General features: G+C 70.3%; 20 protein-coding genes. 8 read left to right on the forward strand and 12 right to left on the reverse strand.

Going from position 1 to position 23,456, the window contains the following annotated elements; genetic code table 11:
- Nucleotides 1-71 precede the first annotated feature (71 nt).
- From ACG83_RS14560 to ACG83_RS14575, 4 genes are all read right to left on the reverse strand, one after another.
- Complete coding sequence (locus ACG83_RS14560; RefSeq protein WP_054566763.1) at nt 72-1,127, reverse strand: hypothetical protein; 1,056 nt, start codon at nt 1,125-1,127, stop codon at nt 72-74.
- Nucleotides 1,124-1,453 carry a PadR family transcriptional regulator gene (locus ACG83_RS14565; RefSeq protein ID WP_235497903.1) on the reverse strand — a complete coding sequence of 110 codons (330 nt, stop codon included), beginning with the start codon at nt 1,451-1,453 and terminating at the stop codon, nt 1,124-1,126. Before ACG83_RS14565 ends, ACG83_RS14560 begins: the two co-directional genes overlap by 4 nt.
- 87 nt (nt 1,454-1,540) lie before the next feature.
- Nucleotides 1,541-2,497 (reverse strand): hypothetical protein, encoded by a 957-nt coding sequence (locus ACG83_RS14570; protein WP_054566765.1) that lies wholly within the window; start codon nt 2,495-2,497, stop codon nt 1,541-1,543.
- A gap of 123 nt (nt 2,498-2,620) precedes the next feature.
- A complete protein-coding gene (locus tag ACG83_RS14575) occupies nt 2,621-3,676 on the reverse strand; it encodes a peptidoglycan-binding protein (protein WP_083473255.1) in 1,056 nt (351 codons plus the stop codon).
- 1,309 nt (nt 3,677-4,985) lie between these two features.
- On the opposite strand from ACG83_RS14575, the gene ACG83_RS14580 reads away from it, so the two are divergent.
- Nucleotides 4,986-5,516 (forward strand): DUF4232 domain-containing protein, encoded by a 531-nt coding sequence (locus ACG83_RS14580; protein ID WP_083473256.1) that lies wholly within the window; start codon nt 4,986-4,988, stop codon nt 5,514-5,516.
- 64 nt (nt 5,517-5,580) lie between these two features.
- Here the strand turns inward: ACG83_RS14580 and ACG83_RS14585 are convergent, their stop codons facing one another.
- Entirely contained in the window at nt 5,581-6,390 is an 810-nt protein-coding gene (locus tag ACG83_RS14585; RefSeq protein WP_054566768.1) for a helix-turn-helix domain-containing protein, read from the reverse strand.
- Nucleotides 6,391-6,580: 190 nt separating this feature from the next.
- Between ACG83_RS14585 and ACG83_RS14590 the strand changes: the two genes are divergently transcribed.
- Nucleotides 6,581-6,973, forward strand: a complete 393-nt coding sequence (locus ACG83_RS14590; RefSeq protein ID WP_054566769.1) for a nuclear transport factor 2 family protein — start codon at nt 6,581-6,583, stop codon at nt 6,971-6,973.
- A gap of 141 nt (nt 6,974-7,114) precedes the next feature.
- On the opposite strand, the gene ACG83_RS14595 is transcribed toward ACG83_RS14590, so the two are convergent.
- A complete protein-coding gene (locus tag ACG83_RS14595; RefSeq protein WP_054567230.1) occupies nt 7,115-8,542 on the reverse strand; it encodes an MFS transporter in 1,428 nt (475 codons plus the stop codon).
- 176 nt (nt 8,543-8,718) lie between these two features.
- On the opposite strand from ACG83_RS14595, the gene ACG83_RS14600 reads away from it, so the two are divergent.
- On the forward strand, nt 8,719-9,603 hold the full coding sequence (locus tag ACG83_RS14600; protein WP_054566770.1) for a helix-turn-helix transcriptional regulator: 885 nt from the start codon (nt 8,719-8,721) through the stop codon (nt 9,601-9,603).
- Between the two features lie 118 nt (nt 9,604-9,721).
- On the opposite strand, the gene ACG83_RS14605 is transcribed toward ACG83_RS14600, so the two are convergent.
- A complete protein-coding gene (locus ACG83_RS14605) occupies nt 9,722-10,600 on the reverse strand; it encodes a dienelactone hydrolase family protein (RefSeq protein WP_054566771.1) in 879 nt (292 codons plus the stop codon).
- A gap of 253 nt (nt 10,601-10,853) precedes the next feature.
- On the opposite strand from ACG83_RS14605, the gene ACG83_RS14610 reads away from it, so the two are divergent.
- The 3 genes from ACG83_RS14610 (at nt 10,854) to ACG83_RS14620 (ending at nt 14,483) form a co-directional block, all read left to right on the forward strand.
- Nucleotides 10,854-13,271: an efflux RND transporter permease subunit gene (locus ACG83_RS14610; RefSeq protein WP_054566772.1), complete on the forward strand. Its 2,418-nt coding sequence runs from the start codon at nt 10,854-10,856 to the stop codon at nt 13,269-13,271.
- A gap of 197 nt (nt 13,272-13,468) precedes the next feature.
- Nucleotides 13,469-13,885, forward strand: a complete 417-nt coding sequence (locus tag ACG83_RS14615; RefSeq protein ID WP_054566773.1) for a hypothetical protein — start codon at nt 13,469-13,471, stop codon at nt 13,883-13,885.
- A gap of 106 nt (nt 13,886-13,991) precedes the next feature.
- Nucleotides 13,992-14,483: a TspO/MBR family protein gene (locus tag ACG83_RS14620; protein WP_235497905.1), complete on the forward strand. Its 492-nt coding sequence runs from the start codon at nt 13,992-13,994 to the stop codon at nt 14,481-14,483.
- Between the two features lie 3 nt (nt 14,484-14,486).
- Here the strand turns inward: ACG83_RS14620 and ACG83_RS14625 are convergent, their stop codons facing one another.
- Nucleotides 14,487-16,022 carry an alpha/beta hydrolase domain-containing protein gene (locus ACG83_RS14625; protein WP_054566775.1) on the reverse strand — a complete coding sequence of 512 codons (1,536 nt, stop codon included), beginning with the start codon at nt 16,020-16,022 and terminating at the stop codon, nt 14,487-14,489.
- Nucleotides 16,023-16,230: 208 nt separating this feature from the next.
- Here ACG83_RS14625 and ACG83_RS14630 point away from each other — a divergent pair, with 208 nt between their 5' ends.
- On the forward strand, nt 16,231-17,472 hold the full coding sequence (locus ACG83_RS14630; RefSeq protein ID WP_054566776.1) for a GAF domain-containing protein: 1,242 nt from the start codon (nt 16,231-16,233) through the stop codon (nt 17,470-17,472).
- Nucleotides 17,469-18,113: a response regulator transcription factor gene (locus ACG83_RS14635; protein WP_054566777.1), complete on the forward strand. Its 645-nt coding sequence runs from the start codon at nt 17,469-17,471 to the stop codon at nt 18,111-18,113. Before ACG83_RS14630 ends, ACG83_RS14635 begins: the two co-directional genes overlap by 4 nt.
- Before the next feature lie 40 nt (nt 18,114-18,153).
- On the opposite strand, the gene ACG83_RS14640 is transcribed toward ACG83_RS14635, so the two are convergent.
- From ACG83_RS14640 to ACG83_RS14655, 4 genes are all read right to left on the reverse strand, one after another.
- The gene (locus ACG83_RS14640) at nt 18,154-19,062 is read right to left on the reverse strand and encodes an oxygenase MpaB family protein (RefSeq protein ID WP_054566778.1); all 909 of its coding nucleotides are present in this window, start codon (nt 19,060-19,062) and stop codon (nt 18,154-18,156) included.
- Nucleotides 19,063-19,163: 101 nt separating this feature from the next.
- Complete coding sequence (locus ACG83_RS14645; protein ID WP_054566779.1) at nt 19,164-19,433, reverse strand: hypothetical protein; 270 nt, start codon at nt 19,431-19,433, stop codon at nt 19,164-19,166.
- Nucleotides 19,434-19,645: 212 nt separating this feature from the next.
- Nucleotides 19,646-21,793, reverse strand: a complete 2,148-nt coding sequence (locus tag ACG83_RS14650; RefSeq protein ID WP_054566780.1) for a PASTA domain-containing protein — start codon at nt 21,791-21,793, stop codon at nt 19,646-19,648.
- A 775-nt stretch (nt 21,794-22,568) separates the two neighbouring features.
- Nucleotides 22,569-23,435, reverse strand: coding sequence for a helix-turn-helix transcriptional regulator (locus tag ACG83_RS14655; RefSeq protein ID WP_054566781.1), 867 nt, complete (start codon nt 23,433-23,435; stop codon nt 22,569-22,571).
- Nucleotides 23,436-23,456: the final 21 nt, after the last annotated feature.

The following is a 23,456-nucleotide window of genomic DNA, read 5'->3' on the forward strand; positions in this document are numbered from 1 at the left end:
CCGGGGCTCCCGGCGGAGAACGGGGTTCGCTGCACCCGCTCATCATCGTCGGGAGGAAGCGTGTCGTCGCCTCATTTTGGGTCGGTGGCATCGGCGCTGCCGGCGGGCAGATCCGAGACCCGCACGATTTTCAGCCCGACCGCGCGGAACAGGTCGATCACGGCCGCCAGGGCCATGATGCTGACCAGGAGGATGAGGCCTGCCCCGGCGTAGTTGTCCTCCCACCCCCAACGGCCGTAGCGGACCGAATCTGCGATCGGCAGCAGTGCCCATGTGCCGCCGACGGTGAAGGTCGCCACGATCCAGCCGGGATTCCGCACGCTCGCCGCGGTCGCGACGAGTGAGCCGAGGGCGACGGCGGCCGGCACCGTCATCTCGACGGTGTCGAGAAACCCGGTGGGGCCGCGATAGGCGAGCAGCGGATAGTTCCAGTAGTCGATACCGGAATAGGCCTGGTGGAAAAGTGACACGCTGCGGGCGGCCGCCGCCGTGAGAAAAAGGCCGAACAGCGCCGTCGCCGCGAACAGGTCGCGGCGGCGGATCGCCGCCGGCATGCCGCCCGCCGCCATCCCGGCCAGCAAGCCCAGCGCCACGAGGAGATACAGCTGAGGTCGTTCGGTGTCCCACCACCCGGCGACTGGTATCGCGGCACACACCGCGAGGCAGGTAAGGCCCAGCAGCGTACGGGCGACGCGCGTGTAACCGGCCGCGGCGGCGGCGAAGGCCAGAATCGGCAGCGGATAGATGGCGGCACCGACGGTCATGAAGGGGCCGAAGCTCGGGTTGGTGTTCGCCCGCGCGCCCCAGTCGAGTGACGGGAACGGGTCGGGCAGCACCTCCGCCACGACGAACAGGGCGGACGACAACGTGGCCACGGAGGTGAGCGCCATGACCGCTACGCGGCGCCATATCGCCGCCGGCACGACACCGCGTGAAGCCTCGAACCGTGCGGCGAAGCCGTGCACGATCAGGTTCACGGCCTCGCCGGGGCTCGGTCTGGTACGTGCACCGGCGTCGGCCATGTCCAGCAGGGTGGAGAGGACTTCGTCTCCGTGCTCCTGCCGCCACCTGGGCGGGTAGCACCTCAGGAGTCGGCGGTAGGCGATCTCAAGCTGTGGTGGCGTCATGCCGTCGCCGTCCCTGGACGAGTCCGTGAGTGGAGTCGGCGATCGGCCTCGGCGGCGTTCCTCCGCAGGCGGGCGGTCTGTGTGGCGAGCGTTTCGACACCAGCGTCGGTGAGGTCGTAGTAGCGCCGAAGCCGACCGTCGACCACCTCCTCACCGCTGGGGCGTACCAGCTTCTGGTCGGCCAGTCGGCCGAGGGCGGCGTAGAGGGTGCCGGCTCGTAGTGTTACCCGGCCGTCGGAGATGGCTTCGACCTCCCGAATCAACGCGTACCCGTGCTTGGCGCCGTCAGCGAGCGCCGCGAGCACCAGAAAGGTCGGCTCGCGCATCTCCTCGATACCCACATCAGCAGGATATATCGATCGTCGGTGTATTGGGGGCCGGTTGCGGTGGCCTGGTGCGGCAGCGATACGTACTCACGGACGACCGCGCCGATCCGAGGGGCCGGTCTGCCCGTACGCCGCTTCGCCCGGAACCGGCGTGTCCTCGGCCGGGTCGCCGGCGACGAGCCCGGCGACCCGGCTGTCAACCGAGCGCGTTACCGCCTGCTGCGCCGCGCCGAACACGACCGACCAGACAAGCAGGTCCGCGAGTGACAGCGAAGGACGTGTGCCAGGGATGATTCCGGCCTTCAGCAGGATCACACCGACGACAGCGAACAAAGGGCCCAGGACGATCTTCAGCAGCATCTGGTACACCGGCAGCGAGAACGGATTCCAGGTGCCGGCAGCATGTGCGAGCGGCGGAACGGCGCTGATCAGGGCGCCGATGGCGCCGAACAACGACACGGACATCGCGGTTCTCAGACCGGACGTGCCCGTGTCCTCAGCTGATAGCGGGACAGTGCCGACGGCCAGGGCAACCATTACCAGGGCGACCGCAACTGCACTGATCAGTGTCAGCCGGATCAGTCGATTTCTGAATCCTCGACTTTCCGCGTACTTCTCGTCCGATGCCTCGTTCACCGCACGGGCAAGAGTCGCGACCGCTGCCGGATCCGGTGGATTTCTCAACCTGACAGCATCGGTGTCGCCATCCGCGACGGCCCGCAGCCTGAGGTCGTCAGCCTTGAGATAGACCGACGCCGCGACGAGCAGATCGTTTGCGTGGGCCACCAGCTCAGGGCCGCTCAGTAACCGATGGATCTGCGCCTCGGCCTCGTGGAGACTTCGGTAGGCGTACTCTTGAGGGTTCCCATTCCACCAGCTCAGCAGCGTTGCCCGTTCCTCGGCAGCCTCCTCGGCAGCTTCCAACAGCCCACAGATCGACACGTACTGGGTGCTGTTCTCATCGCCATCGAGCGCGGCGGCCAGGTCCGCGCGGTCACGGATTACCTTGTTCTTGATATGTCCCCGCCAAGGCGCGCTTCGCATCCGACGGCACCCCTCACCTGTCATTCTTCCGCTTGTGCCGGTGAAGCGGTTGGACGTGGGCCGCTCCGTCACGCGCACGGCGCGACGGAGCGTGACCCAGTTCCATCATTCTTCTAAATTTCCCTATGATCCGTACGCGGCGCCCACCAGCGGACGCGGCGGGATCTTCAGCACCTGACCCACCCGGATCTTGTTCGGGTCGGGTATGTTGTTGGCGCTGGCGATGAGCGTGTAGAGGCTCGCGTTCCCGTAGAATCGCTGCGCGATCTCGGACAGCGTGTCACCCGCTGCGACGGTGTACGACTGCGGCGGAATCTTCAGCACCTGACCCACCCGGATCTTGTTCGGGTCGGGTATGTTGTTGGCGCTGGCGATGAGCGTGTAGAGGCTCGCGTTCCCGTAGAATCGCTGCGCGATCCCGGACAACGTGTCGTGCTCGGCGACGGTGTAGGTCGTTTCCATTACTCCTCCATTTTCATTTCCGTGCCCGCCGGAGTCTCCGGCGAACCAAAGGCCGACGGCATTCTCGAGCGTCTGACCGGCTATGTTCACCTGTGCCTGCCAAGTAAGATCACCGACGTCACCATCCGCGCTGATCCCTTCCGCTCGCTGGAATTCGGTCACTGCCGATCTGGTGCGCGCGTCGAAGACTCCGTCGATGTAACCGGGTGAGTAGCCGCAGCTGTTCAGCACCTCCTCGAGCCGAGCAACCACCTCACCCTGCGCCCCCTGTGCCAGCAGCGGCATCGGCCGCCCATCTGGGAGAGCCGCCCAGGTCGCTGGCCCGACGACCCCGTCAGGATTCAGGCCATGGGCCCGCTGGAAGTCCCGTGCGGCGGCTTCCGTCGCCGGGCCGAACTCCCCGTCCGGGGAAATCCTCCCGCCGGTGTCCGATCTGTTGAACGCACGCTGGAACCATTTCACCGCCGGCCCGGACGCGCCCCTTCTGATCGTAGGTTGACCTTGGTTCGATTCTTCTTCCGATCTCAAAGTCATGCCGAGGCCTCCTTGCCGGGTGCCAAGACGACGGAGCGAGACTGCGGTTTTCCTCGTCGGCACCCTCGGTTTCGAAATATCTCGAACGATTTTTTCCAGACCGAAATCCACCGTGCGGGGCATCGGAATCAGGCCGGAATCTGGCGCGGAGCACCACATCGCTGAGACCGGGAAATACGACATCGATCCGTTCGGTCGTGGTGGCCCTGCAAGGTCATCGGAAGGATTCCTCGGCGGGTCATGGCGGTCGCCATGGGATCACCGGGGGCCGGTGAGCGCCGGCGGGCTCAGAACCCGCTTCTGATCATCATTGGCGATCGCTCGGCCACCGGAGCTCCACCGCCGGAACTCCGGGGTTCGAGGGTTTCTCCCAGTATTACGCCTGTTGTCGGCTGGGTCGCTGTGCGCCTCGTAGTCCGAGATGCCCGGGAACGGGCGAACCCCTGCCTCTGGGACAGGATGCATCCAGGCGGTCGCCCGCGGCCTTTCGGGGGGCCGCGCCCTCGCTGTCGCGCTGTCGCGAACGCTCTCCTGGCCCGAGGAGCGCCGCAGGCACCAACGTAGTGATTCCATGCGCTGTCCTGTGTTGTGGCCGCCGGCCCCCGGCAACAGCGGTACCAGGCCCTGGGTTACTGCTGGGCCGAGCCAGCCAACAGGCGGGGGAGACGGAGCTGACATCGAACCCGGCGGCAAGCTGGGCGTTGTATGTCTCCTGGTCTGACTTCGTGTTCCGTTGGCCTGACTTCGTGTTCCGTGCTCGCTTGGGATCCCGTGAAACCTGGGATTTTCGAATGGAGCCCTCGGATCCGCGGTCTCACACCGGAAGAAAACGTTCGATACACCCACAAGAAGGCGACGTGGAGCCAGGTCGTGGAGCCAGGTATGGCGAGCCTTGCGGATCAGCTGACTGAGCATTCCCGTGATCACGTTCTTGACCGGTCGAGGCCTGTTTGACCACATCTGCTCGGTCCGGATGTGTGCTCGGTCCGGATATGGCGGTACCGCGATCGGATTCTGCTGGAGGGCTTCGCCTGCCCAAGCTCTCCGGGGCGGGAAGGCCAAAGGGCTTGGGGGAAGGGCCGATGTCCCCGGCATTGCACTGTCCGCGTTTTCTTCCGGGGTGGGCGGGAACGCTGAGGCGCGCCGGATCACGGTACGCCGAGCGCGGGGGGCTGGTGAGCATGCGAAGAGCTGCCGATCTCATCCTGGCGGTCACCCAGGCTGGAGGCGGCGTGGGTTTCGCGGCGGATACGGCGGAGGCTGCGGGCGCCGACCAATGCCCGGTCACGCCGTCTGGATCCCCGTAATCCCCCTGCTCGACGTCCGGGCGGTGACCTGGCCGATGCCCGCGCCGCTGATGAATGTTGGCCTGCACTGTGGTTCAGGCGACGGGTCCTGAACGTGGTTCGGCTGGCTTCCCGCCTACCGGCGCGCGGTTCGCGAGCGGCGGGTGGCGAAGACGCAAGTAAGGCACAAAGAAGGGCGGAAGAGCATGAGACGGATGACTGGTGCGTTTCTCATGGGCGCTCTGACAGCCGGTGCCCTCGCTGTCGACGCCGGCGCGGCGACAGCAGCGGCTCGAACGGTCAGCCGGTGCGCATCGGCCGCCCTCGTCCCAGCCGTGGTCCGGGAGGACGGCGCGGCCGGTACCGTCTACCGAACCATCGAGTACCGAAACTCCGGTGCCCAGGCCTGCGTGATATCCGGCTTCCCCACCGTGGAACTCGTCGACAAGCGTGGCCGTGTGCTGGGGGGTCCGTCGGGTCACTCGGGCGCCGTCGGCGTGCCCGTGACGCTGCGGCCGGGCGGCGTGACGGAGTTCACCCTGATCGCCTCGGATATGGCGGGGTCGATCGAAGGGTGTACGGAACCGGGCAGCTACCGGCCCGCCGTGGGCGCGCGTGTCACCCCACCCGGCGGCGGTCGCTCCCGGTTCATCCCGCTCACACAGGACGCCTGCGTCGCACCCGGGCTCAGCACGCTCTCTGTCACCGCTGTCGGGCACGTTCGCCCCGGCAGCTGAACTGAGCCGCGGCAGCCCCAGGGCCATCCCCGGCCCCTGGCACTGGCACGGGGCCGGGGATGCATCAGGGCCGAGAAGCCGTGAGCGCGGCGGCGCTGGCGGGGTCTGCCGGGTAGAAGGTCTCGATCGCGAGTTCCGACACGGTGACATCGGTGGGTGTGCCGAACACCGTGGTGGCGGTGAACAGCGCGAGCTCGCCTCGCGGTGACTGGTAGCGCATCGGGACGACGAGCGTGTTCGCCGGGTGCGTTTCCGCCTGGGAGCACGGGCCACGCGTGGAGTGCGCGGAGTAGGCGCTCAGTTCGGCATGCAGGTCATCGAGGGCGTTGTCCCTGGCTGCCGCTGCCTGCCGTGCCAGCCGGTCGAGCAGATGCGCTTTCCACTCGGGCAGGTTCAGGATGCGCGGGGCCATCCCGTCCGGGTGCAGGCTGAGGCGGAGCACGTTGACCGGGGGCTCCAGAAGGCGCGGCGCCACGCCCGCGGTGAACAGGCCGATCGCGTCGTTCGCGGCGACGAGCTCCCAGTGCCGGTCGACGACCACCGCGGGCAGCGGGGCGAGGCCGGCGAGCACCCGGTTGATCGCCTCGCTGACCGCCGACATCGACGGTGACGCGAGATCATGCTGCGAATAGGCCGGTGCGTAGCCGCCGGCGAGCAGCAACTGGTTGCGTTCCCGCAGCGGTACGTCCAGGTGTTCGGCCAGGGTGAGGATCATTTCGCTGGTGGGCCGCGATCGGCCGTTTTCCACGAAGCTGATGTGGCGGGTCGAGACGTTCGTTCGTTCCGCCAGGTCCAGCTGGGTGAGTCGGCGCTGTTCCCGCCAGCCACGCAGCAGCGCACCCACGGACGGCTCGTGCGCGCGGGGGAGGGCCATGCCGCGACCCTAAGGGCTGTGCGGGCGGGCCGGCCATGACCTCCGAGGTAATCGACGGGCCGCACCGTGGCCGCGAACATCGAGCCTGTCACCGCCGGAACATCCCGAGTTCTCCGCGGTCGTCCGAGCCTTCTCATGCGGCAGGCAGCGGTGGCACATCCGACACCGTCTCCGAGAGTGAGGACCACCCGTGAACGACGGTAACGACGATTTCGAAAGCCTGGCACTGAGCTATGTCGAGGTGTGGAACGAGACCGATTCCGTCGCGCGGCGGGCCGCTGTCGAGCGGATTCTGGCCCCCGAAATCCGATACATCGACCCGATCGCCGTGGCCGAGGGCCGTGACGCCGTCGACGCGGTGATCGGCGCGGTGCAGGGACAGTTTCCCGGCCTGACGATGACCCTGGCCGGGCCGGTTGACGGCCACCACGACCAGGCCCGGTTCACCTGGGGGCTCGGCCCGGCGGGCGCCGAGCCGCTGGTCGTCGGTTTCGACGTGATCGAACGCGGCGCCGACGGCCGCATCACCAAGGTGCTCGGCTTCCTCGACAAGGTCCCGGCCGGAGCCGGAGCCGGAACCTGACGCCAGCTCCGGCGTAGGGGAGTGGACAGACCGGACCGTGCCGGACGGGGCCCCGGCACGGTCCGGGGTCCGGGGCTGCCGCGTTGAGCCCCGTTACGGGACGTATCGGGCAGCCGAGGAGCAGCACCTGTCGGCGGGCGGTCATGCCGCGGACTCGCTGTTGCGCCGGCCGGTGGGCGAGGTGTCGGTGGACGAGGTGTCGGTGGGCAGGGTGATGGCGAGCAGGATCGCAGCGGCCAGGCAGAGGGCGGCGTTGACAGCCAGCGCGGTGGTTACCCCGTGCAGGATGCCGTGCGGCGTCTCCGCCCCGGACGCGGTCGCGATCGCCGACATGACCGGTGTGCCGAGGGCGATCCCGACCTGCTGGCTCATCGTGGCCAGACCGGTGGCGAGTCCCTGCTCGCCGCCGGCCAGACCTGACGTCGCCGTGACCATGAACCCGACGATCGCGACCAGGTTGGCGACACCGCCGACGAACGTCGCCGCGAGCAGGTCGGCGAGCCAGCCCGGTGCGTCCCCGAGGAAGACCAGCGGCACGGTCGCGGCGCACTGTGCCACGAAACCGAGCACGACGGCCTGCCTGCCGCCGAGGCGGGCGATGACCCGCGGGCCCAGGAGGCCTCCGACGACGGTGCCGAGGCCGAGGACCGCGAACGCGAGACCGGACTGCAACGGCGTGCGGTTCCGGACCTTCTGCAGGTAGAGGGTCAGCAGGAACACCACCGACGTCTCGGTGGCGAAGGCGAGCAGGCCGGCGAGGTTGCCCCACCGCACGCTCGGACGAGCCAGGATCGACGGTGGTACCAGCGGCTCCGTCACGGAGCGCTCGATGGCGGCGAAGACCGCGAGCAGGATCGTCGCGGCGGCGAGAAATCCCCAGCAGTGCGGGTCGCTCCATGAGCGCTCACCGGCCTGGGTCAGCCCGTAGACGCCGGTGACCAGCGCGGCCGTCACGGTGACGGCGCCGGGAACGTCGAGCCGGGGCGGGTCGGCCGCCTTGTTCTCGGTGAGCACGGCCGGCCCGACGGACAGCACCACGACGGCGACGATGACGTTGATGAAGAAGGCCCAGCGCCAGCTCACCAGGTCCGTCAGCAGCCCGCCGAGGACGGCGCCGGCGGTGAAGCCCGAGGCCATCAGTGCTCCGTTGAGCCCGAGCACCCGCTCCCGCAGCGGGCCTTCGGGGAACGACGTGGTCAGCAGGGACAGTGCCGCCGGTGTCACCGCCGCGGTCGCCAGCCCCTGGGCGACCCGCGCGGTGAGGAGCACCCACGGGACGGTCGCGAGCCCGCCGGCCAGCGAGGAGACGCCGAGCACGGCGATCCCGGCCAGGAACAGCCGGCGACGTCCGAACAGGTCGGCGACGCGGCCGAACGACAGGGTGAACCCGGCCGCGCAGACCGCGAACGTGGTCGAGATCCACTGCAGGTTCGCCAGGCTGAAGCCCACGTCGCCGCCGATCCGGGGCAGCGCGACATTGAGGATCGAGAAGTCCACGGCAAGGGTGAAGCTTGCGGTCAACAGCACCACGAGGGCGAGCCGCTCGCGGCCGCCGACCCGCGGGGGCATCGGTGTCGCCGTCGGTGTCACTGTCGGCGCGTGGTCCGGCGCCGGCCGGTCGGCCAGGGATTCGGTGGTCACGGTTGTGGACCCTGCGGCGCGGAACGCCGCACTGCGATCCCCCCGTGCCTGGTACCACTCGCAGGGGCACCCAACGACCGCGAACGTGCCTGACACTGGGATGCATGCGCCCCGCCGACCCGAAGACCGGAACCCGAGAGCTCGGAGATTTCCTGCGCACCCGTCGGGCCGCGGTCGCGCCTGCCAGCGTGGGGCTCCCGACCTGGGGCACCCGCCGTGTTCCGGGCCTGCGCCGCGAGGAGCTCGCCCAACTCGCCGGCATCTCGATCAACTATTACACCCGGCTGGAGCAGGGGCAGTCGACCAACGCCTCGGACTCGATCATCGAGTCGCTGGCCCGCGCCCTGCGCCTCGACGAGGACGAACGGGCCCACCTGTACGCCCTCGCTCGGCCGGCACCGGCCAAGCGCCGTCGTCCCGCCCGGCCGGAACTGCCGGCCGCCGGCGCGGCCGCCCTGCTGGACGCAATGCACGCCGTTCCGGCCATGCTGCTCGGGCGCCGCAACGACATCCTGGCCTGGAACCGTCTCGGCCATGCGCTGCTCGCCGGTCATCTCGACGCCGCGGCCCCCCGGTCACCCCAGCGGCCCAACCTGCTGCGGCTGCTCTTCCTCGACCCGCACACACGGGAGCTCTACCGCGACTGGGACGACGAGTCGGCGCTGGCCGTCTCATCCCTGCGCTACATCACGGCGCAGTACCCGGACGATCGTTCGCTCGCCGAGCTCATCGGTGACCTGAGCATCAACAGCCCCGAATTCGCGCGGCTCTGGGCCAGGCACGACGTCCGGCTCTGCTCACGCGGCACCAAGCGCCTGCACCACCCGGCGGTCGGGGACCTCGAACTCCACTACGAGGTTCTCCACCTGCCGGACAGCAACGGGCAGCGCATCCTCACCCACACCGCCGCCCCCGGCTCGGGCTCCGACGCCGCGCTCCGCCTGCTGGCCGCTCCGCCGACCGTGACAGGAGAACCTGCGGTGGCCTGAGCACCTGCGGTGGCCTGAGCACCTGCGGTGGCCTGAGCACCTGCGGTGGCCTGAGTTCCCGCCGTGATCTGAGCGGGTCGGCCTCACCGCGCCCGACCCGCTCAGATCGCTGACGATGTCAGGCGGGTTCGGCGTCCGGTGCTGAACGGGGGTCGGCCGCGGTGTGCTCGTCGAACCAGGCCCAGATCCGGTCCCATGCCTCCGCCGCCGCGTGGGGTTCCGGGCCGGGACGCAACAGCGGCCCGGTCATCAGCATGGAAAGTCGATGGCTGCGTCTGCTGGGGCGCCCGGTCAGGAACGAATGGCCCGCTGTGGGGTACACCGTCACCTCACCCGGCACCCCGGCCGCGCCGAGGCGTTCCCGCAGCAGCGGTGCCGTTCTGGCGAAGACCAGGTCGCGCCCACCGTAGGCGGCGAGCACCGGGCCACATCCGCGCAACGCCTCGACCCGCGGCGGGGCGCCGTAGTTGGCGGAAACCGCACGCACCCCGGAGCCGGCCTGCCCGCCGAGCAGCATCGCCAGCCCGCCACCCAGGCAGAAGCCGATCACCGCGATCCGGCGGCCATCCACCTCGGGCCGGCCGGCCAGCCACCGACGGGCGGCGTCCAGATCGCGGACCACCGGCCCCGGCCGGCCGCTGAAAACCTCCCGCATGGCCCGCACCAGGCAGACCGGCGCAAGGCCGGGGGAGAGAAGGTCGGGGGTGAGCGCCACCCAGCCGCGGCCTGCGAACCGGCCGGCGACCTCACGGATCTCCGGCGTGTTCCCGAAGGCCTCCGACAGCACCACCACCGCTGGCCAGCCCGCGGGCGGCGGATCACCTGCCGGCCTGGTCAGCTCGCCGGTCATGGCCCGCCCGGCCTCGATCTCCACCCTGGTCGGGGAAGGATGTGGGCGGCGCATCGCCGTCAGCGGCGCGGAGGCGTCATCCTCGCGGGGCTCGGCGGTCGCTGTGACATCTGGTCCGGCAGCGGTGACGATCTCGTCGCGATGCATCCCGCCGGACGATACCCCACGCGTCGAAGGGTGGCTCTTTTACTACGGATTGCAGGCCGGTGCTGTCGGCCGGGCGACTCGAGATCTGTAGACCATGTCACGTCGGTAACTGATCGCTTCGGCATCTGATTGCTCTGGCTTAACTGGTTGTCGATGGTCCGCATGTATGTGCGAAGCTGTGGGCGACTTGGATGCGGTCGCCGTCGCGATGCCTGGATGTTCGCCGGTTGCCAGAGGTTGAGCAGGAGAACTGATGAAACGGATCGCCGAACTCGCCGTCCGTCGCCGATGGCTCGTCGTCGTCGGCTGGGTCGGCTTTATCGTTGCCGTGCAGGTGATCGCCGGGGCGATGGGCGGGGCCTCGTACCGCGACACCTTCAGCCTGCCGCACACCGAGACCGCGTCGGTGACAAAGCTGCTCGAGGGCGCTGGGCTGAACAATCAGAGCGGCGCTACGGGCACCGTCGTGCTCAAGAACAAGGACGGGAAGTTCACCTCGTCGCCGCCGGAGCTGAAGTCGGCCTTTACCGACGTGTGCGCCTCCGGTAACCATGTGGCGTTTATCACATCTCCCTGGGATCTGGTCGACTGCTCGAACAGCGGGGCCAGCGGGGAGGGGAACCCGAAGCTGCTCAACAGCGCGCGCGGTTCCACCGCGGCGCTGATCGCCGTGACCTGGGAGAACGACCACTACGAGCCGGAGTTCTTCAAGGGCGTCTACGACGAGCTGAAGACCCTGCGCAGTGACTCGCTGCAGGTCGAGTTCACCGGGCCCGCATTCTCCGGCATCGGGCAGAGTGAGGGCTCGGGGTCGTCGATCTTCATCGGCTTCGCCGCGGCGTTCGTCATCCTGGCGCTGGTGTTCCGCACCGTGGCCGCCACGGTGCTGCCGTTGGCCAGCGCCTTGTTCGCCCTCGTCGGTGGCCTTGGTGTGATCTACATTCTCAGCCACGCCATCAACGTGTCGAACATCACTCCCGTCCTCGCCGAGCTGATGGTGATCGGTGTCGGTGTTGACTACGCGCTGTTCATCGTCACCCGGCACCGCCGAAATCTGCGGCGGGGCGTGCCCGTCGCGGAATCGATCGTGAACGCGGTCAACACCTCGGGCCGGGCGGTGTTGTTTGCCGGCACAACCGTCTGTATCGCCATTCTCGGTCTCATCGCGCTCGGCGTGAGCTTCTTCAACGGCATGGCGGTGGCGACCGCGCTCGCGGTCGGATTCACGATGATTGCGTCACTGACGCTGCTGCCCGCGCTGCTCAGCCTGTTCGGGCTGAAGGTGCTGACCCGCAAGCAGCGGGCGGCGGTGCGCGCCGGGGAGTTCATCGACGGCCGCCAGGTGGGATTCTGGGCGCGTTGGTCGCAGTTCGTCGCCCGCCAGCGCATCGGTGTCGCGGTGGTCTCGGGTGCGCTGATGATCCTGATCACCCTGCCGTTCTTCTCGCTCCAGCTGGGCGCCAGCGACCAGGGCAGCGACCCCAAGAGCGCCACGACCCGCGCGGGCTACGACCTGATCGCCTCCGAGTTCGGAGTCGGCTACAACTCCGCGCTGGAAGCCGTCGTGAGCGGCCCGGGTGCCTCCGACGAGGCCTACCTGCAGCGGGTGTCGGAGACGCTGTCCGACGTCCCGGGGGTCGACCCGGCCAGCCTGGGCACGATGCCGCTGGCCAAGGACGTCGCGTTCGTGACGTTCAAGACGACCACGTCACCGCAGTCGGAGGAGACCTACAAGCTGGTCCGCCACCTTCGCTCGGACATCCTGCCGCCGCTGTACGAAGGCACGGCCAACCACATCTACACCTACGGTGACACGGCGATCAACGTCGACTTCGCCTCGGTGCTGTCCCGGAAGATGCCGCTGTTCATCGCGGTCGTGGTCGGCCTGTCCTTCGTCCTGCTGCTCATCGCGTTCCGCAGCCTGCTGATCCCGTTGACCGCCGCGCTGATGAACCTGCTGGCGGCGGGCGGCTCGTTCGGCCTGTCCGTGGCGATCTTCCAGTACGGCTGGCTCTCCGAGCCGATGGGTGCCGGGCCCGGTGGGCCGATCGACGCCTGGATGCCGGTCATGCTGTTCGCCATCCTGTTCGGCCTGTCGATGGACTACCAGGTGTTCCTGGTCAGCCGGATGCACGAGGAATGGCTGCACACCCGCGACAACAAGCGTTCGGTGGTCGTCGGGCAGGCTGAGACCGGCGGCATCATCACCGCCGCGGCCATCATCATGATCGCCGTGTTCCTCGGCTTCGTGCTCACCCCGGGCCGGCCGATCAAGATCTTCGGTGTCGGCCTTGCCTCCGCTGTCTTCCTCGACGCCTTCATCCTGCGGACGGCGCTCGTGCCGTCGCTGATGCACCTCATCGGCAAGGCCAACTGGTACCTGCCGAAGTGGCTGGAACGGGTCGTCCCGCACGTCTCGGTCGAACCCGCCGACGAGCCGGTCACCGTCGGCGCAGCCACCCACCTCGTCGCCGGTGACACCGCCGGCGGTGACGGCGACGGTGACAGCGGCGCCGACGGCGGCAGCGGCGGTACTGATGGCGACGGTGGCACCGGCGACGGCGGGTCCGGCGGCGAGGGCCGGCCCGAACCCGGGCCCGAAGCTGGACCCGGCCTCGGAGCGGTTCCCACCCAGGGGCCGGAACCGGCACGGGAACCGGCGCGCTCCTGACCGAAGGGGCTCGTCCGCCACTGGCTGGCGGACGAGCCCCTTCGGCCGCCCCCACCCAGGGCTCTGTCTGGTGGACCAACGGCCGCAGTCCGAGGGGGCGCCCGACGGCCAGAGCCGTGAGGGCTGCCCCGATCGCGGCTTGACCGCAGCGCGATCCGGCGGCCTGAGCGCCGCCGCCGCGCTGTTACTGTTCGCCTGTGTACCTGGACCCGTCGGACGAGAACGCCCGGCTGTTCTTCGCCCGCGGTATCGAGGGGCCGTTCACGATGTTGAACCTGCTCCGGTTCCGTGACTGGGCCGACTACTCGGCTCACCCGGACCTCGCGCCGCCGGAGCCGATCCCGGGCCACCTCGCCTACGACCGCTACGTGCGGCACACCCTGCCGTACCTGGCGGCCAGCGGAGGCTCGGTCGAGTTCTTCGGTGTCGGCGGCCACCCGTTCGTCGGCCCGACAGACGAGCGGTGGGACCTCGTCATGCTGATCCGCCAGGGCGGTGTGGCCGACTTCCTCGCGTTCGCCTCGAACGAGGGCTATCTCGCCGGTGTCGGCCACCGCACGGCCGCACTGGCGGATTCACGGCTGATCCCGCTCGTCGACCGACCGCTGCCCTGAGCAGGAAACCCCGGGAGCGGCTGGCACGCGCCCGGACTCTCGCCAGCGGTTGCTGGGACAGCACGCCGGAGTGTCGGACCGGGCCGGTCGCGGGTACCTGACCTGGGTGAGTAGGTGGACCCTGGCCAGGACGAGTATCGCCACAGCGGTCGCGGCTGGCGTCGGCGCGGTCGCGACCAGACCCGACTCCTCCTGGTACCTGTCGTTGGACAAACCCGCCTGGCAGCCGCCGCGGTCGGCCTTCCCCGCGGTCTGGACACCGATCTACCTGTTGATCGCGTTCGCCGGCGCCCGGGCGCTCGACGGCACGGCCGGCGACGACCACCGGCGCCGCCTGCGCCGTGCCTTCGGGATCAACCTGCTCCTGAACGCCGCCTGGACTCCGCTGTTCTTCCGGGTCCGAAGCCCAGGCCTCGCGTTCGCGGAGATTCTCGCCCTCGACGCCTCCAACGTCGATCTTCTGCGCCGGGCCTGGCACGCGGACCGCTCCGCCGGGGTTGCCCTGTTGCCTTACCTGACCTGGACGGGCTTCGCGACCGCGCTCAACGCCGCGATCGCGGCCCGCAACCCATCGGCGCAGGAAGCCGGTTCCGGTTGACGGTCAGCCGGCGACGAGATCCGGCCTGGCGTAGGCGGCCAGGGCGCCGCGGTCGTCGGTGAGAACGAACCCGGCGCCGATGGCGGCCTCGATACCGGCGGCGTAACGCTGCTCGTAGTCCGCCCGGGACGGATACAGCGCCGCGAGGCGGGATGCGTCCAGTGGCTTCGTCGAGCCGATCAGCAGGCAGATCGGGGACAGCTTCGGTCCGGGATCACCGGACAGGACGACGGCTGGCACGTCGACGGGCGGTGTACGGACCCCGCCGAGGGCGATGCCGTCCGCGTCGCGGCGGACGGAGGGGAACAGCCCGTCGTCGGTGGTGATCCGCGGTGCGGCGGCCGGCGGCTGGCCGGTTGTCAGCCAGCCGTCGAGCGCGTGCAGGGCAGCCTTGACGACGACGTGCAGTGGGCCGTCATTGATCAGCGCGCCGCAGTCGACGTTCTGCGCGTTGGCGCCGAGCAGGTGGGCGTCGGCGTGCGCGGTGCCGGCGACCTCCCAGAGGCGGAAACGGTCGCTGTCGGGCTGCCGTGCCTTGGCGGACCCGAGGATGCTGGTCAGGTCCGACTCGGCCTGGACGTCCATCACCGGCGCGGCCTGGTCGGTGCGGAACGTGGCGGTCGATCCGGCGAGCAGCGCGCTGGTCAGTTCCGCGTTCTGCCCGGCCCCGACGAGGGGCAGGCTGGACGCCCCCCGGCTGTGCACGTAGAAGCCGTCGAACGCGCCGGTCAGCGGCTGGACGCCGTTGTAGTAGGTGACCATCGCGAACGCCGACTGTGACTGGCCCGCGGCGATGATCTTCCGCGGCTGGGTTCCGCCGATCGCGGCGCCGGCCCGCAGACCGCGCGCGACCTGGGTGAAGATGTCGTACGCGAAGCCGTCACCGGGGTGGTTCAGCGAGCCGTAGCGGGCCGGGTCGATGACCTTCAGACCCTTGCCGGCCAGCTCCGACCCGGCCGCGGGAAGCGTGACGAGCACCTGCCCGCCCTCGATGCCGAGCCGTTGGGCCGACACGCCGACCCAGATGTGCCCTGCCCGGATGATCTCCTCGTGGAGGTTCGCCCACTCGGCGTCGGCGTCGACACCGCCACTGACGTTGAGCCATTCCACGACGACCGTGCCGCTGAGCCGTGTGGCGTCCGCCGGCTCGCGCACCAGCACCCGCGTGCGGTACGGCGCGGTCGTGTCCGGCTGGAAGGTCCACCGGCCGTCCGCGCTCAGCCCGCCGACTGCCTGGTACGACGTCGCGGTGCCCGTGGCGGCGTACTCGTGCTGCACGTAACCGGCCGGTGCGAGATCGACCGGGATCGCGGTGCCGATGAACGCGCCGTTGCCGCCGGTCAGCTCCTGCGACAGGTCCGCCGCCGGACCGGGTGCGGGCCCACCGGGACCACCGGGCTCGCCGGGCGGCAGGCAGGCCGCGAGCGACACCATGACGATGCAGGTGAGGGCCAGCGTCAGCGACCGGCGCCAGCGTGGTGCCGAGCGGGATCGGGTTCCGGATAACGTGCCCTGATCGGCTCTGTCGCGAACCTTCATCGGTAACCACCTCGTACCGGGGCGAAACGCCTCCAACGTGATTCCGGCAGTCTGGCGATCAACGCCGCGGGGGCGCTATCGGCATCCGGAGACGCCCGGATGGAGGTCTCCAGACGGAGACCGTGGGAGGCAGGCCGCCCAACGGGTGCGGGTGGCACGGTTCGGAGTCGATAATCCGCCCCAGCCGACATGATCGGAGGACAGGGGCGTGGTGGTCAGCGAGCGCAGGTCTCCGCTGTCTCCGCACACCTCGCCGAGGCAGCGGTTGGCCGCCGCCGAGCGGGAGTACATGGAGATCGTCGCGTCGCTCGACCGTGACACGGCCATTCGCCGGGTGGTCACCACCGTCCCCGACGCCGACGGCGTCGATGTGGCCTGGGTGGGCCTGCCGGCCGGCAGCGACGTGCTCGCGCTCGGGAACCCGGTGAACCTCAGGACGAACGTCCTGCGTGGCCTGATCGTGCCCCGTGGCGTGGGCCTCGGGGGCGTCGTGATGGCTTCGGGCCGGCCGATGTGGGTCCGTGACTACGTCGGTGCGCGGGAGATCACGAGCGATTTCGCCTGGCATGTCTCCCGGGAGCGGCTCGTCTCCATGGTCGCCGTGCCGGTCGTCGCCGAGGGCCGGCTGCTGGGCGTGCTGTACGGCGCCAGCCGGCGGGAGACCGAGTACAGCGATCTCACCGTCGGTCGGTTGGAAGGCGCGGCCAGCACCCTGGCCACCGCGCAGATCGTCGCGGAACGTGCCCGGCACGCCGCCGAGGTCGCGGTGCACGAGGAGCGGCGCCGTCTGGCGCTGGAGATGCACGACGGGGTCGGCGCGCTGCTGTTCACGATCGGCGCCGGCATCCAGCGGCTGGCCGCGGACCCTGGTCTCGACCCGGAGGTCCGTTCCCGCCTCGCCACGATCGAGGCCCAGACCGCGCAGGCCGCGGCTGCTCTGCGCGGGTCGATGCGGGTCCTGTCCGCCGCGCCGCGGCGCCTCGCGCTCGATGTGGCGTTACGCGAGCACTGCCGTGCGTTCAGCGAGCGGACCGCCATCCCCGCCCGGGTGCTCACCCTGACCGACCTTCCCGAGCTGTCCACCGCCCAGACCGGAGCACTCGCGGACGTGACCCGCGAGGCCCTGGTGAACGCCGAGAAGCACGCGGGCGCGTCGTCCGTCGTCGTGTCCGTCTTCGCGGCCGCGGGGGGAGTCACGGTCGTGATCGCCGACGACGGCGTCGGCGTCGATCCGTCCGCTGCCGGCGCGCGGTCGGACGCACCACCGGACGCGCCATCGGAGGCACGGCCGGGTGCACTGGCCGGCACGCTCCCCGGCGCCCCGCCGGTCGCACCCCGAGGGCTGGGCCTGGCCAGCATGAGCGAACGCATGGGTCGGGTCGGCGGGACCATGCGGATCGAACCGAGCTCCGATGGCGGGACGATGGTCCACGCCTGGCTGCCGACATGACGACGGGAACGGCCCGGACGGTGAAGGTGCTCGTCGCCGACGACCATCCCGTCGTCCTGGATGGCGTCACCCTCGCACTCCAGCGCACCTCGTGGCTGGATGTCGTCGGGTACGCCCGCACCGGCCGGGACGCCATCGCGGCCGCCGCCAGGCTGCGGCCCGACATCGTCCTGCTCGACCTGCGCATGCCGGACATGCTGGGACCTGAGACGACCGCCGGCCTGCTCGCCGGCACGCCGTCGCTCAAGGTCATCCTCTTCACCGCCTACCCCGACCACGCCGCGGTCGAGGCCGCGCTCGCCGCCGGAGCGCACGGCGTCGTCGTGAAGGACGTCGAACGCGCCGACCTGGTGGACGCCATCCGCAAGGTCGTCAACGGGGAGCGGGGCGTCACCGCCGGCATCGAGACCGATGCCGGTGCCGTCACGGCCCGCCCCGGACTCGGGGGCCGCGGAATCACCCGGCGCGAGTACGACATTCTCCGCCGGGTCGCGATGGGGCAGACCAACCCGGAGATCGCCGACGCCCTCGGCCTGACCCGCAACACCGTGAAGACCTATCTCCAGCGCCTGATGGAGAAGCTCGGAGCACGCAACCGGGTCGAGGCACTCGCCCGTGCGCACGAGCTCGGCATCCTCTGAGGCTCGGCATTCGCCGGCAGCAGGCTCTGGCGACAGGGCACTACCCGCGGCCGGGAGACACCACGCCGGCGGCGTGCTGAGGCCACAGCCGCGCGCGCCGGGTGTCGCGGCGTCGCCGCCTCGTGCGCGGGGTGGTGGGGTGGCGCCGCGGCGGGAGCCGGCGGACGACCGTCGCCCGGGCACGGAGAACGGCGTGGATGGCCACGCGGACCGGCACCGGCGGGAGCGCGAGGCCGACTCCCGCGCGGACCTGCGGTTCGAGCAGCGTCGCGACGAACGGCCGGACCAGGGGCACCAGCGGCCGTGGCAGCTGTGACTCGGCCAGCGCGATGGTCGCCTCGCTGACGCGTTCCCCGAGCGGTGAGTACGCCGCCCGGTCGCGTTCCCACCGGGCGAGGTAGGCGGCGAGGCCGTCGTAGTCGGCCGGCAGGCCGCGCACGCCCATCCGCCGCCCCAGCTCCAGGTAGAACCGCGCTATGGCGGAGCGCTCGTCCGGGGTGGGCGCACGCCAACCGTACCGGTCCAGCCAGCGCACCAGCGTCACCGCCAGCGACGCGATGGCGTAACACTGATCGCCGTCGGTGATTCCCCACCCGCGGTGCGCCCTGTTCACCATGCGCAGGACGTCCCGCCCGACCGGTGACTCGAAGCCGTGCTCGAGCAGGTCGCCGAAGGTGAGCGAGGTTTCCTCGGCCCGCTCGGCTAGCGCGTCGATCGAGCCGACGACACTCGCCGTGCTCGGGACCGCGAACAGGTGCCAGATCGTCAGCTTGCCGGCGGTCCGCGCATCCCAGGGAAACTCGTGGAAGATGAGGAGCCGGACGATCTCAGGCCAGTCCCGGTCGGGATCGAGACCGGCTGTGCTGATCTCGCGCCCGCCGTGACCCCCGCGACTCCTTTTACTCCTTCTACTCCTGAGACTCCCGCACCCGCCACCGGTAGCGATCACTCGGCCGAGTATTGGCGGTGGGCCAACCCAGGTCGTTGATATGTAGCAAACCGGACAGGGCCGTCTGCCGCCTGTCCCGGTCTGAACGCCGGCCTGTGCGCTCAGTACCAGCCCGCGGCCTGCGCCGTCGGGGCGTCGTACTCGGCGGGCAGCACGGGACGCCGGTCGGCGGCCCGCATCGGCGGTGCGGCCACCGGCGCAGGTGCCGCTGCCCGTACGGCGCTCTCGGTCCTGCGCCGCATCTGTGCCGCCCCGGCGAGTCCGCGTCGTCGTGCCGGCGTCATCAGTGAGCTCAGCAAGTCCTCGACCGCGTCCATGAGTGTCGTCATCGCCAGGAGCGCCAGCGGAAACAGCAGAACGATAAAGACCACGCTGTGGACACCTCGCAATGTGCTCGAAAGCATCCGGCCGTCAAGGGTTGGCCTGGATGTACTAGCCCGTTTGGGTAGGTCCCATTCCCGCAGCCGCAGGTTACGAACACTGACCGGCCGGTCGGACAACCTGACATAGGCGTAGGTGTCCATTTCAGGTGCAGCCCCGCCGCGCCGGGCCGCCACTTCTCCGAGGCCCAGTGCCTGCCCCGCTATCTCACGGTCGACGGTGCGGCGGAACCGTCCTGGTTGGTGCCGGAACCCGCGGCGCCGCCCGATCCGTCGGTGCTGCCGCCGCTGGGCGGGGCGGCGAGGACGAGGCTGACCGTCGCGCCCCGCGTGACGAGCCCGGAGGCCGGAGACTGGGACAGCACCGTGCCCACAGGCCGGTCGCTGGCCTGGTTCTGCTCGACCACGTCGAAGCCGTAGCCGGTGAGCGTCGCCCGGGCGTCGGACCGGCTGCGGCCGACCACGTCGGGCACGTTGACCTGCGTGCTCGCGATGGTGACCGTCACGGTGGTGTCAAAGGCCATCTGCGTTCCCGCGGGCGGGTCGGTCTTCTCCACCAGCCCGGCGCCCTGGTCGGAGGGGCCGTTGTTCACCACCAGGTTCATCTTCAGCCCGGCGCTGGCCAGGCCGGTGCGGACGTCCCGTTCGGTGCGGCCGATGAAGTCGCTGACCGTGGTGTGGCCGCGGCCGGACGAGACGGTGAGGGTGAAGATCGTTTCTGTGTTGGCCGAGGTGCCGGAGACCGGGTCGGTGGCAGTGACGACGTCCACCGCGGCCTGATCCAGGCGGTAGTCCCGTTGGAAGTGTGAGAAGCCGGCCGCGCGCAGCCGATCCTCAGCGCGGCCGATCGGCTCGCCGACCACGTCGGGAACGGTGGCGCGCTTGGCGGGCGGGCCTGGCCGGTAGCCCTCCATGTCGCCGGGGGCCGGTGAGCTCCCGGCGTCGCCGGCGGTCGCGGACGGGTCATCCGGCTGTCCGGTCGAACCCGTCGAACCGGTCGAGCCGGTGCTGCCCGGCTCCTCCCGGTCCCGACTGCCGCCGTCGGTGCTCCTGCCGGTTGCCTCGGCCGTGGGTAGCCGGCCATCCGAGCCGGTCGGCAGCAGCTGGACGGCAGCGGCCCCGGCGGCTACCAGCAACGTCGCCAGTGCCACCACCAGGACCGGGACCACCCGTCGGCGGCCCCGCCGAGCGGCCGGGCGCTCCTGGGTCGAGCCGGCCGCCGGCCTGCCCGCTGGGGCGATCATCGTGAGGTCGGGTTCCGCGGAACGTCGATCGCCGGAGTCCGACCAGCCGGGCGCGGGAGCGTGGGGCACCCCGGGTGGCGGCGTTTCCCGTCCCGCGATGCCGGCCGCCGGCGTGCCGGGCGTCGGCGTGCCGGCAGCCGGCGTTACCGGTGAGACCAGGGCCAGGTCGGTGAGCCAGTCGGAGGCGCTGTCGCGGGCCGCCGCCGCCACCGCCGGGGACGGCATCAGCCCGCCGCCGCCCGGAGCCGGCACCGCGCCCAGCCGCACCAGGCGGCTCAGCAGTTCGTCGGCACTCGGGCGGCTGCGTGGGTCGCGGCGCATCGCGTCCCGCACGACCTCGGTGAGCGCCGGGTCGAGGCCGGCCACGTTCGGATCGCTGTGCATGACCCGGAACATCTGCGCCGGCGAGGGTCCGTCCCCGAACGGCAGGCGACCGGTCCCCGCGAAAAGCACCAGGCCGCCCCAGGCGAACACGTCGGCGGCGCCGGTGACCTCCGTGCCGGTCACCTGCTCCGGTGCCATGAAGGCCGGCGTTCCGACCATTCTCTCGCCGACCTGGGATGTGCTGTCGACGGCCAGTGCCACGCCGAAATCGATCACCCGCGGGCCGAGCGAGGACAGCAGAACGTTCGCCGGCTTGAGGTCCCGATGCACGAGGCCCGCACCGTGGATGGCAGTCAGGGCGGCCGCGACGCTCACCGCGACACGCTCGAGATCACCCGACGCGAGCGGCCCGTTCGCCGCGACCGCCTGGTAGAGCGTCGGCCCTGCCACGTACTCGGTGACCAGGTAGGGCGCGCCGTCGGGCGGGTCGACGACGTCGAGCACCTCGGCGGTGCAGAACCGCGCGACCCGGCGGGCGAGGTCGGCCTCACGCCGGAAGCGGGAGCGGTACTCGGGCAGCTGCGCGAACTCCGCCCGGATCACCTTCAGCGCCACCAGACGGTCGGTCATGTTGCCTGCGGCGGCCTTGGCGTCGCTGGCGCCGCCGACAGCGACAGCGGCGGTGGCGGTGGCGGTGGCCTGGCCGGCGCGGGGAGTGGCCAGGTAGACGGTCCCCATCCCACCTGCGCCGAGCCGGCCGAGCAGCCGGTACCGCCCCAGCACGCGGGGATCGGTGGCAAGCAGCGGTTTGGTGCCAGGGTGGGTCGCGCCACCGCCGTCAACAGCACCACCGCCGCCGCCAGGGCTGCCGCCGCCAGCACCAACGCCAACGGGGCCGCCGGCAACAGGGCGATCGCCGCGAACCGGGCCGGCGCCAACGGGGCGACCGCCGCCAACGGGGCCGACATTCCCGCCAGGCGTCGGCGTGATTCCCGGCCGGCGCGTGCCACCTGCGTCGGCGGGAGAATTCCCGCTGGCGTTCCGCCCCGTCGCATCGGACGCCGGGGCGTTCTCACGTACGTCCACAACGCCTCCGGACGGCCGAGTCAACATCGGTGCAGGGCACCGCTTCCGTCGTTACATCTTCGTGGCTTCGCCTCCAAAGACGCGGCGTTCGGGAATCGGGTTGTGGACCTATCGCGGAGCCGATAGCCGGTCGACAACGGGCGGTGAATGTGCACATCAGCTCTCGGTGCTCGTCCCGGCGGTTTGCTGTTGATAAACAGCAGACGCGGCACCGGCTGCTACCGCATCGCACCTGGAACGGGGCGGGCTACTCGCCTCCCGCAGTCCCGGTGGCGCCGACGGCAACAGCCTCGCCTGGCAGGCTACGAAAAGTGCAGGATTTGCACCAGCGTGGGAGCGGGTAGCCGGGATCCCGATCCTCTGGCTGTCACTGCTACTGCTGCTGTCGAGCAAGCGTTGAGGATCCTGGTCGTTGGGACGGCGAAAAATCCTCGACTCCGAGCTGCGGGCCTGGGCTCGACTACCGAGGAGATCAGAGAACCCGTCCTGGTTCACTCGTCCCGCCCATCGGGAAATTCTCGATACCCAGGACGAGCAGCAGTTCGAGGCGTTCACGTGATTCGGTGTCCGCCGGGGTCAACACCAGCAGCAGCTGGCCCTGGTCCGGGGTGACCAGGGTCTCGCAGTCCATCAGAAGGCGGCCCACCCGCGGATGGTGCAGCGTCTTGCGGTCGGCGCGTCTGACCGCCACCTCGTGCTCGGCCCAGCGCTGGCGGAAGTCGGCGCTGGCGGCCTGCAGCCGCTCGACGAGCCCGATGACCTCCGGGTCGCCGGAGCGCCGCCCTGCGGTCGCGCGCAGGTCGGCAACGAGCTGTCTGGACTGGTGCTCGTGCTCCTCCAGTGAGTGGGCTTCGCGGGTGGCAGGGCTGGTGAACCAGCGGTAGACCAGGTAGCGCTGGTCGCCCACGAAACCGCTGTGATCGCCGGTCAGCAGCAGACCGGCGCGGTTGTGGGCCAGGGTCTCGCCCAGGTCGGAAATCACCAGGGCCGGTGTGTCGCCGAGCAGGTCGAGCATGCGCACCAGGCCGGCGCGGGCCAGCCGGGCCCGGCTGGCGGCGGGAGGTGGCAGGTGCCCGGCCAGATGGAACAGATGATCGCGCTCGTCGTCGGACAGCCGCAGCGCCCGGGCCAGCGCACCCAGCAGCTGGGTGGACGGCTGGCTGCTGCGGCCCTGCTCAAGGCGCACCACGTAGTCGACCGACATGCCGGCGAGCATGGCCACCTCCTCCCGGCGCAGGCCGGTGGTGCGCCGCCGCGGGCCGTCGGCCAGGCCCACCTCGGCCGGGCGGATCGCCTCGCGGCGCCGCCGCAGGAAGTCGGCGAGCTCGTCACGTTGCACAACCACATGTTTCCCCGGCAG

The organism is Frankia sp. R43 (assembly GCF_001306465.1).
GTDB classification, from domain to species: domain Bacteria; phylum Actinomycetota; class Actinomycetes; order Frankiales; family Frankiaceae; genus Parafrankia; species Parafrankia irregularis.